Origin of the sequence: Nocardia farcinica (assembly GCF_029867845.1) — a bacterium.
Classification (GTDB): Bacteria; Actinomycetota; Actinomycetes; order Mycobacteriales; family Mycobacteriaceae; genus Nocardia; species Nocardia farcinica_A.
On the sequence record NZ_JARWRU010000240.1, the window covers coordinates 1 to 9,592 of the forward strand.

A 9,592-nucleotide genomic window follows, 5' to 3' on the forward strand; every position below is an offset into this window, starting at 1 on the left:
GAGGGGGGGCGGGCGGGGGGGTGGGGGGGGGGGGGCGGGGGGGGGTCCGCGCGGGGGGCGGGGCGCGGCGCGGTCACCCGGCGGGGGCGCCCGCGGGTCACGCCGTCCCCGGCGGACCACCGGACACGAGCGGCTCAGGAGCCTGTCTCCGCGACGGTCGCGGGGATCTCGGCAGCCGACAGGCCGGCGCGCCTGTCGCCGTGGCGGCCCGCGTACTCCCCGGGCTCGACGAGCAGACTGTGGCCCGGCGGGACGAAGGCGACGTCGCAGCCGGGGGCCGGATCGACCTCACCGGGGACTGGTTCGCAGCCGGAGCGGACCGTGTCTCCCGTCGGGCCGACACCGTCCGAGGCCGGGACACCGCCGGTCGCCTCGGGAGTGGTCGAGGCCGGATGCCCCGGAGCCGGTCCGGTGCGGGTGATCCAGGCCAGAGGTTCCTCGTCCGCGTCGGCGGGGGCGCCGGAGATCCGGTGGTCCCAGGTGCCGAGGCCGGTGGGGTCGGTGAAGAAGTGGTCGGGGATGCCGTCGTCGTCGAGGTCGAGAGCGGCGATGTCGGCGATGCCCGTGCCCGCCGAATCCCAGAGGGCGTCGTCGGCCAGGCCGTCGCCGTCGAAATCCAGGCGAACCGCGTCGCTCAAACCGGTACCCGCCAGGGCCGGATCCGCGGCACTCGACCATTCGTGGACGACGCCGTCGCCGGTGCCGAACGAGTACTCGATGTCGGTCATATGGGTTTGGACGCCGGAAACCGGATCGCGGTTCCGTCTCGGGGACGAATCCGTACCGGCGAGGGTAAGTTGATCTTCGTGGTGACGGGCAAGGTGATCGGCCGATGACAGCGTTGCCGAGCAAGCCGAGTACCCCGCTGCTGCTCGGATTTCTCGTCACCGGGCTGGTGGGCACCGCGACGGTTCCAGCGCTCGCCGCACCCCAGCTGTGGAGCCCGGCCCCGGTGAACCAATGCGGGGAGCAAGGATTCGATCCGCTGGCGCGGCTGCCGCTGCCGTCCGAGCCGAGGCCGCCGCTGCTGCTGCCGGAGAAGATCGAGCTGTTCTACCCGCTGCCCGAGCTGACCTTCGTGCCAGTGCACGAACCACCCCCGCCGCAGGTGCGGGTGGCCGCCGACCCGCTGCCCGCGGATCCGTGCGGCGATCCCTGCCCCGACCTGCGCGAACCCGCCGCACCTGGCGCGCAGGGCGAACCCGCCACACCGGGCGAGCACGGACAGGGCGCGGATGCGGGCGAGGACGGCGCGTACTCCGGTGAGCCCGCCAGGGACGTGTCGGGCGGCGCCGGGACCGGCTCCGCGGAAACCGGGAGCAGCATGGGCAGCGGCAGCGTCTTCGGCATCGAGTTGCCGCGCCTGGAGGTCCGGCCGCAGATCGAGCCCATCCCGATCCCGATCCCCGGCGGCCCGCGCCCCGACCCGCAGCCCGCCCCGCCCGCCAAGAGCCCCGACGTCGAGCCCGGCCCGCTCGCGCCCGCGCCCACCGCTCCCGCCGTCGGCGGGACCGAACTGGTCGGCCAGGTCACCGGCCACGGCTCGCTCAACCGCACCGACGTGCGCTGGCGGGTGCACGGCACCGACCTGGGCATCATGTGGGAGAGCAGGCCGGGCGAGGTGGCGGTGGCCTTCGGCGACACCTTCGGCGAGGGCTGGACCTACGGCGGGGCCGGCGGCTCGGACTGGCGCTCCAACGTGCTCGGATTCAGCGCCGACACCGACCTCTCCGACGGCCTGACCATCGACTCCATGATCCAGGACGACCGTTGCCACGCCGCGGAACTGCTGTCCAGCCGCAAGATCAAGAACTACGAGACCACGGTCATCCCCACCTCCGGCTTCGCGCTCGACGGCAGGCAGTACATGAGTTACATGTCGGTCCGCCGCTGGAGCGCGGTGCCCGGCCTCTGGTACACCAACCACGGCGGCATCGCCTGGTCCGACGACAACGGGTCCACCTGGACCAAAGATCAGCACGCCCGCTGGGACAACCTGTTCGGCCTCGGCCGGTTCCAGGTGACCGCGATGGTGCCGCACGGCGATCACGTCTACATGTTCGGCACACCCAACGGCCGCGTCGGCGTCACCGGGCTGGCCAGGGTGCCCAAGGAGCACGTGCTAAACAAGTCGGCCTACCAGTACTGGGTGGACGGAACCTGGCGGCCCGCCGCCGAGAGCGACGCCACGCCGCTGTTCCTCGGCATCGCCTCCGAACTGTCGGTGCGCTACGACGAACAGACCGGCCGCTGGCAGATGACCTACCTCGACTCCGTGCGCGGCGCCATCGTGCTGCGCGAGGCCACCAGCCCGCAGGGCGCGTGGAGCGAGGCCGTCCCGGTGCTGTACACCGCCGACTACCCGAAAGCCTACGGCGGATTCATCCACCCGTGGTCGAGCGGCGGCGACCTGTACTTCACCATGTCGGCCTGGGACAGCTACAACGTCTACCTCATGCGGGCGCGGTTGCTCGGGCGTTGACCCGCTCCGCGCCGACCAGCGCTCGGCTCCCATCCGCCGGTCCGTCGGCGCGACCGGCGCAGTGCCCGTCAGCCCGCCCGGCGGAAACGCAGTGGCTGCCCCGGCCTGGCCTGGGCGACCAGGTCGACGTCGGCGTCGCACACCACGGCGATCACCGGATAACCGCCGGTGATCGGATGATCGGCCAGGAACACCACCGGCTCCCCGCTGGGCGGGACCTGCACAGCGCCGAGCGCCATGCCCTCGGTGGGCAGTTCACCGTCCATCGCGCGCCGCAGCGGCGGACCGGACCGGCGGTGCAGGCGCGCGCCCACCCGGTCGGTCTCCGTGGCGACCGCCCACGAACCGGCGAACAGCGCCTGCGGGTCGGCGAACCGGTCCGCCCTCGGACCCGGTATCGCCCGCACCTCGACGACCTCGGGAAGCGGCGCGACCGGCGCGAAATCGACCGGCGGCCAGGTCGGTGGCGCCGGGCCGATCGGCAGCGGCGCACCCGGCCGCAGCGGCTCCGGCCCGAGCCCGGCCAGGGTGTCGCGACTGCGTGAGCCGAGCACCGGCTCCACCACCACCCCGCCCCGGATCGACACATAGGACCGCAGGCCGCACGGGGCGAATCCGAGCCGCAGGGTCTGCCCCGCGTCCAGCGGCAGCGCCGTGGCGTGCCCGACCGGCACACCGTCCACGGTGGCGGGCGCGGGCGCGCCGGTGACGGCCACCAGGTGCGGTTCCTCCGCGCGGATCGCCAGCCCGCCGAGCAGCACCTCGATCGCGGCCGCGTCCTCGGGATTGCCGACCAGCCGGTTGGCCAGCCGCAGGGACGCCCGGTCGGCCGCGCCCGAGACGCCGACACCGGAGTCGAACCAGCCCGGCCTGCCCAGATCCTGCACGGTGGCCGATGGGCCGACCGCGAGCACGCGCATCATCGTCCTGTCTCCTCGCGCCCGGGGTCGCCGTCGCCGCCCGCGCCGCGATCCCCGCGAGCGTCTTCGCGTCTCGGGGCGCTGCGGTCGCGGGCCGTGCGACCTGCGTCGACGAATCGGACGGTGGCGCCGGCCCGGATGAGGGCGGGCGGGTCGCGGCGCTCGTCCCACAGGACGGCGTCGGTGTGGCCGATGAGCTGCCAGCCACCGGGGGAGCTGCGCGGATAGACCGCGGAGTAGCCGCCCGCCAGCGCCACCGCGCCCGCGGGGACGGAGGTGCGTGCGCGGTCGCGGCGGGGGACCGTCAGATCGGTGTCGGCGGTGCGCAGATAGCCGAAACCGGGGGCGAAGCCGGCGAATTCGCAGCGCCACAGGGCGCCGGTGTGCCGGGCGATCACGGTGGGCACGTCGATGCCGAGCAACCCGGCCACGCGGTCGAGGTCTTCGCCGTCGTAGTGGACGCAGACGATCACCGGGTCCTCGTCCGGGGCAGGCGCGGCGAGCGGCGGTGTTCCACGGGAAACATCGGCGGCCGCGGGCGCAGCGGCGGTGGCATCGGGAACGGCCGGGTGCCGGCCGTCCTGGTGCGCGGCGGCGGACGGCGAGGCGGCGAGATCGCGCAGCAACTCACGGGCCGCGCCGCGGACCCGGTCGGCGGCGGCGGGGGAGTGCACGGTCACCAGAACGGTTTCGGCGGCGGGCAGGATGTCCTCGACGCCGGGGATGCGGGCGCGGCGCAGGGCGGCCGCGATCGCGGTGGGCGAGCCCGCCCCGCCGGGCTCGATCAGCCACGCGCGATCGCCCGCGGACAGGAAGCGGGGATCAGTGGCCACCCCTGGCCTCCTGCCCGTTCCCGCGCTCGGGCGCGCAGCCCGCCCCGACGCACCGAGGCACCTGGACACCCGGATTCACACGAAGGCCTTCACCGGCACGCCCGCCTCGGCCAGCGCGGCCCTGATGCGCCGGGCCATCTCCACCGCGGCGGGGGAGTCGCCGTGCACGCACAGGCTGCGCGCCCGCACCGGGACCGATGCCCGCTCCGGCCCCTCTCCTGGCACCACGCGGGCCTCGCCGCGGGTGGCGATCGCCAGCGCCTGCGCCACCGCCTCGTCGGCGGGCAGGACCGCTCCGGGGACGCCGCGCGGGGCGAGCCTGCCGCTGCCGGTGTAGGCCCGGTCGGCGAAGCCCTCGCCGACGAACTCCACCCCGGCCGCGCGGGCGGCGTGTTCGAGTTCGGTGCCCGCCGGGCCGAGCAGAACGAGGCCGGTGCCGTAGTCGATCATGGCGGTGACCACGGCCTCGGCGAGATCGGCACGGGAGCTGGCCTGGTGGTAGAGCGCCCCGTGCGGCTTGACGTAGCGGACCTTGCTGCCCGCCGCGCGGGCGAACGCGTCCAGGCTGCCGATCTGATAGAGCACCTCGTCGCGCAGTTCCTCCGGCGGCACCTCGATGGCGCGCCTGCCGAAGCCCGCCAGGTCACGATGGCCGACCTGGGCGCCGATACGGACGTCGCGTTCGGCGGCGAGCGCACAGGTGCGGCGCATGATCGACGGGTCGCCCGCGTGGAAGCCGCAGGCGATGTTGGCGCTGGTCACCAGGTCGAGCACGGCGGCGTCGTCGCCCATCGTCCACGGCCCGAAGCCCTCGCCGAGATCGCTGTTGAGGTCCAGCGGCATCGTTTCTCCCTCCACCGGTGTCGTGCGCCTGCCGATTCCATTGTCCGCCGCCGAGGACTGCTGTCCGCCACGTGTCCGGCCGCGCCGGTACGCTCGAACGGCCATGCCCGCGTACTTCGATCCGACCTCCTGGTCTCCGATGCGGGCCGTCGGGATCGGCCGTCGGCTCTTGGACCAGTCCTGGCTGGAGCAATGGCTGGCGGCGAGCACCGCGTGGGTCGACCCGGTGCTGGACATGGGCTCGGGCACCGTCACCGCGCTGCTGCCGGACACTCTGCTCACCCTGCTCAGCGAGGGCATCCTCAGCCGCTTCGGCGGTCGCGACATCACGGTCACCGTGATCGGACACGAGTTGCGCGCCACTCTGCGGGTGCTGCGGGTGCGCAGGAGCGGAGCGCACTTCCAGGCCAGGTCGGTGCTGTCCGGCCTCGACTGGGACGGCAGGCGGTTCGAGTCGGTCACGGTGGTGGCGCACGGGGTGCGCCTGATCCCCGGGGTGCCGACGAAGGTCCGCGTCACCGGCATCGACCTGACCGGCACGCTGACCGTCGCCGAACTCGTCCGCTGGCTCGACGGGGCGGATCTGCCCTGGCGGGTGCGCCGCCGCCGGGACGGCACGCTGCTGGCCGTGCATCGCACCCGGGGGCTGGCCGCGCTGGTGGACGGCGAGATCACCGACGACCGGCTGCTGCTGAGAGTGGATCGGGCCTGGTGGAACGGCATCCGGCTGCCGCGCAGGCTCACCCCGCGGCCACCGGGGGTGCTGTTGGGGGAGCTGCCGCCGGGCCTGCGGATCGAGCGCGCGAGCCGCGAGGGCGAGCTGGTGCGTTTCCGGCTGCGGCTGGCCGAGACCACCGCCTCCTTCGATTTGGCGCAGATCCGCGACGCGGTGGTCGCCGGGACCACTCTCGTGCTGTTCTGACCTCCCGGCCCGCCCCCGGTTCAGCCCTTTTTCTGCGTCTTCCACCACTCGAGCAGCGCGGCCTCGGCCTCCTCGCGCGCGAGCGGGCCGCGGTCAAGGCGCAGCTCCTTGAGGAAGTTCCAGGCCCGCCCGACATCGGGCCCCGGCCGCAGATCGAGCAGCTCCATGATCGCGTTGCCGTCGAGGTCGGGACGGACCTTGGCCAGGTCCTCCTGCTCGCGCAGCCGCGCGATGCGGGTCTCCAGATCGTCGTAGGTGGCCTGGAGGGCGGCGGCGCGGCGCTTGTTGCGGGTGGTGCAGTCGGCGCGGACCAGCTTGTGCAGCCGGGGCAGCAGTTCACCGGCGTCGGTGACGTAGCGGCGCACCGCCGAGTCCGTCCACTGGCCCTTGCCGTAACCGTGGAAGCGCAGGTGCAGGAAGACCAGGCGCGCGACGTCCTCGGTGAACTGCTTGGGGTATTTCAGCGCGCGCATCCGCTTGCGCACCATCTTGGCCCCGACCACCTCATGGTGGTGGAAGGAGACGCCGCCGCCCGGCTCGTTGCGCTTGGTGTCGGGCTTGCCGATGTCGTGCAGCAGCGCCGCCCAGCGCAGCACCATGTCCGGGTCGCCGTCCTCCAGATCGATGGCCTGCTTGAGCACCGTCAGCGAGTGCCAGTACACGTCCTTGTGCTGGTGGTGCTCGTCGATCTCCAGCTTCATCGCGGGCACCTCGGGCAGCACGCGCTGGGCAAGGCCGGTCTCGCACATGATGTCGATGCCGTCGATGGGATGCTCGCCTGCGATCAGCTTGTCGAGTTCGGTGCGCACCCGCTCGGCGGTGATCCGGTCGATCTCGCCCGCCATCGCGGTGATCGCCGCGCGCACCCGCGGGGCGAGGTCGAAGCCGAGCTGGGAGACGAAGCGGGCGGCGCGCAGCATGCGCAGCGGGTCGTCGGTGAAGGAGTCCTCGGGCGCGGCCGGGGTGTCGAGCACGCCCGCGAGCAGATCGTCCATGCCGCCGAGCGGGTCGACGAACTCCATCGAGCCGTCGGCGGCGATGCGCACCGCCATGGCGTTGACGGTGAAGTCGCGGCGCACCAGGTCGCCGTCGAGCGAGTCGCCGAAGGTGACCTCGGGATTGCGCGAGACCCGGTCGTAGCTGTCGGAGCGGAAGGTGGTGATCTCGATCTGCCAGCCCGCCTTGGCGGAGCTGACCGTGCCGAAGGCAAGGCCGCCGGTGTCCCACACGTGGTCGGCCCAGCCGCGCACGATCTCGAGCACCTGCTCCGGCCTGGCGTCGGTGGTGAAGTCCAGATCGGTGCCCAACCTGCCGAGCACGGCGTCGCGGACGCTGCCGCCCACCAGGTACAGCTCGTGCCCTCGGGCGGCGAACAGGCCGCCGAGCGGGGTCAGCACGTCGTCGAGCGCGCCGAGGGTCACCGCGGCCGACGCCAGCAGCCGGGTACGCCTCTCCTCCGCGGCCGAGGCGGCTTGATCGGACACGACGACATCTCCGGACTCGGACGAAACCACGAGGGAACTGTATCTCGCGGCACGAGCGCCACCCGCTGCTGCGCCGCGGCGCGGGCGAGGGGAATCGACACAGTAAGCTTGCCAGGTGTCTCCGGCCGATCGCGCGAACAGTCGACGCCGCCAGCCGCGGCGCCGCGGTTCGGCGGCGAAATCGGGCGATGCTCCCAAACCGCGCATGCGCACGGTTCGGGAGACCTCGGCCGGCGGACTGGTCGTCGACGGACTGGACGGTCCGCCGGAGAAGCGCTGCGCCGCGCTGATCGGCCGCACCGACCGGCGTGGCCGACTGCTGTGGTCGCTGCCCAAGGGCCACATCGAAGAGGGTGAGACCCCGGAGCAGACCGCGATCCGCGAGGTCGCCGAGGAAACCGGCATCAGGGGTGTGGTGGTCGCCGAGCTGGGTGATATCGATTATTGGTTCGTCACGGAAGGACGCCGCGTCCACAAGACGGTGCACCATTACCTGCTCCGTTCGGTGGGCGGCGAACTCTCCGACGCGGACGTGGAGGTCACGCAGGTGGCGTGGGTTCCGTTGACGGAGTTGAATTCCCGATTGGCCTACGCCGACGAACGACGTCTGGCGGAGGTGGCGAATCGGTTGATCGACCGGATGGAGACCGGCAAGCAATGACGCGTGGGCTGTTCCGGCTGTTCGTCGCGGTCCTGACTCTGCTGGGCTCGGTCGTGATGGTGGCGGGGACCACTGCCGTACCCGCCGCGGCTCAGCCGTCCGGCTCGAGCACCACGACCCCCAGATTCGTGAAGCTGGCGGTGGATTCGGTCACCCCGTCGACGGTGACCCCGGCCTCGGAACCGGTGCTCACCGTGGCGGGCACGGTCACCAATATCGGCGACCGCCCGGTGCAGGACGTCTCCGTGCGCCTGCAGCGCGCCGCCGCGGTGTCCGAGCCCTCCCAGCTGCGCTCCACCCTGCAACTCGATCAGGTGAACTTCGACCTGGTCGGCCCGTTCGAGGACGTGGTCGAGGAGCTGAGCCCCGGCCAGCGGCGGCAGTTCACGGTCAGCATCCCGCTGTACTCGGACGTGGCGGCCTCGCTGCAGATCATCGAGCCCGGGGTGTACCCGGTGCTGGTGAACGTCAACGGGACCCCCGCCTACGGCGGTCAGGCCAGGCTGGACGACGCGCGCTTCCTGCTGCCGGTGCTCGGCGTTCCGCAGTTCCCCGACACGCACATCCCGCCCTCGCCCGCACCGGTGGCCACCACGATGATCTGGCCGCTGGCCGACCGGCCACGCATGGTGGGCGGCATCACCGGCGGGCCGGACAGCACCGTCGTGCTCACCGACGACGAACTGGCGGGCTCGCTGGCCACCGGCGGCAGGCTCGACCAGCTGCTCGGCACCCTGGAGACGGTCGTCGGGACCGGCCGCAGCCGCGACGAGGCGCTGGCCTCCTCGGTCTGCCTGGCCATCGACCCCGACCTGCTGCTGACCGCCCAGGCGATGACCTCCGGCTACCGGGTGCTGGCCAGCCCGTCCGACCCGGACGGCGCGACCAGGCAGGGCAGCGGCGGGGAACAGGCCGCTGCCTGGCTGGAGAGACTGCGCGCGCTTGCGCCCACCCTGTGCACGGTGGCCCTGCCCTTCGCCCAGGTCGACCCGGCGGCGCTGGCCGCGGTCGGCGACCCGGCGCTGACCACGCGCGCGCTGGCCGAGCCCGCCGAGATCGTGGACGCGGTGCTCGGGGTGCGCTCGGTGCGCGGCGTCGCGCTGCCCGACGCGGGCGAACTCGATCACGCGGGCGCCTCGCTGCTGCGCGCGCAGGGCTACGGCACCGCACTGCTGGCAGGCACCTCGACCGTGCCCGAGGGCACCGCGGGCGCGGAATCGGCGCTCACCCGCGACTACACCTACGGCGGCACCTGGGCCGCGCCCGATCCCGCGCCCGCACCCGAGCTCGTTCGGGTGCCGCAGATCAGCGCCGAACCCGTCGCGCCCGCCGCCCCCGCCCCGCAAGCGCCGCCCCCCGCCCCCGCGCCGCCGTCGGCGCTCCCCCCGCCCCCGCCCCCCCCCCCCGCGGGCCCCCCGCGGCGCGGGGCCCCCCACCCCATCTGGTG

At 73.4% G+C, this 9,592-nt stretch carries 9 protein-coding genes; 4 read left to right on the top strand and 5 right to left on the bottom strand.

The genetic code is table 11. From position 1 onward, the window contains the following. Positions 1-134: 134 nt before the first annotated feature. Positions 135-728: a hypothetical protein gene (locus tag QH283_RS04985; RefSeq protein WP_280501834.1), complete on the bottom strand. Its 594-nt coding sequence runs from the start codon at positions 726-728 to the stop codon at positions 135-137. A 104-nt stretch (positions 729-832) separates the two neighbouring features. Between QH283_RS04985 and QH283_RS04990 the strand changes: the two genes are divergently transcribed. Continuing rightward, positions 833-2,482 carry a DUF4185 domain-containing protein gene (locus QH283_RS04990; protein ID WP_280501835.1) on the top strand — a complete coding sequence of 550 codons (1,650 nt, stop codon included), beginning with the start codon at positions 833-835 and terminating at the stop codon, positions 2,480-2,482. Between the two features lie 68 nt (positions 2,483-2,550). Here QH283_RS04990 and QH283_RS04995 read toward each other — a convergent pair whose 3' ends face one another. The 3 genes from QH283_RS04995 to QH283_RS05005 all read right to left on the bottom strand — a co-directional run bounded on the left by QH283_RS04995 (position 2,551) and on the right by QH283_RS05005 (position 5,078). After that, positions 2,551-3,405, bottom strand: a complete 855-nt coding sequence (locus QH283_RS04995) for a biotin-dependent carboxyltransferase family protein (protein WP_280501836.1) — start codon at positions 3,403-3,405, stop codon at positions 2,551-2,553. Continuing rightward, positions 3,402-4,235 carry a 5-oxoprolinase subunit B family protein gene (locus tag QH283_RS05000; RefSeq protein WP_280501837.1) on the bottom strand — a complete coding sequence of 278 codons (834 nt, stop codon included), beginning with the start codon at positions 4,233-4,235 and terminating at the stop codon, positions 3,402-3,404. Before QH283_RS05000 ends, QH283_RS04995 begins: the two co-directional genes overlap by 4 nt. Before the next feature lie 75 nt (positions 4,236-4,310). After that, the gene (locus QH283_RS05005) at positions 4,311-5,078 is read right to left on the bottom strand and encodes a LamB/YcsF family protein (RefSeq protein WP_280501842.1); all 768 of its coding nucleotides are present in this window, start codon (positions 5,076-5,078) and stop codon (positions 4,311-4,313) included. A gap of 103 nt (positions 5,079-5,181) precedes the next feature. On the opposite strand from QH283_RS05005, the gene QH283_RS05010 reads away from it, so the two are divergent. Continuing rightward, positions 5,182-6,000 (top strand): hypothetical protein, encoded by an 819-nt coding sequence (locus QH283_RS05010; RefSeq protein ID WP_280501838.1) that lies wholly within the window; start codon positions 5,182-5,184, stop codon positions 5,998-6,000. A 20-nt stretch (positions 6,001-6,020) separates the two neighbouring features. Here QH283_RS05010 and QH283_RS05015 read toward each other — a convergent pair whose 3' ends face one another. After that, positions 6,021-7,484: a CCA tRNA nucleotidyltransferase gene (locus tag QH283_RS05015; RefSeq protein WP_280501839.1), complete on the bottom strand. Its 1,464-nt coding sequence runs from the start codon at positions 7,482-7,484 to the stop codon at positions 6,021-6,023. Between the two features lie 115 nt (positions 7,485-7,599). Here QH283_RS05015 and QH283_RS05020 point away from each other — a divergent pair, with 115 nt between their 5' ends. Next, the gene (locus QH283_RS05020) at positions 7,600-8,145 is read left to right on the top strand and encodes an NUDIX hydrolase (protein WP_280501840.1); all 546 of its coding nucleotides are present in this window, start codon (positions 7,600-7,602) and stop codon (positions 8,143-8,145) included. Next, positions 8,142-9,592: DUF6049 family protein (locus tag QH283_RS05025; protein WP_280501841.1), on the top strand; the 1,451-nt coding region annotated here is incomplete at its 3' end. The genes QH283_RS05020 and QH283_RS05025, both read left to right, overlap by 4 nt.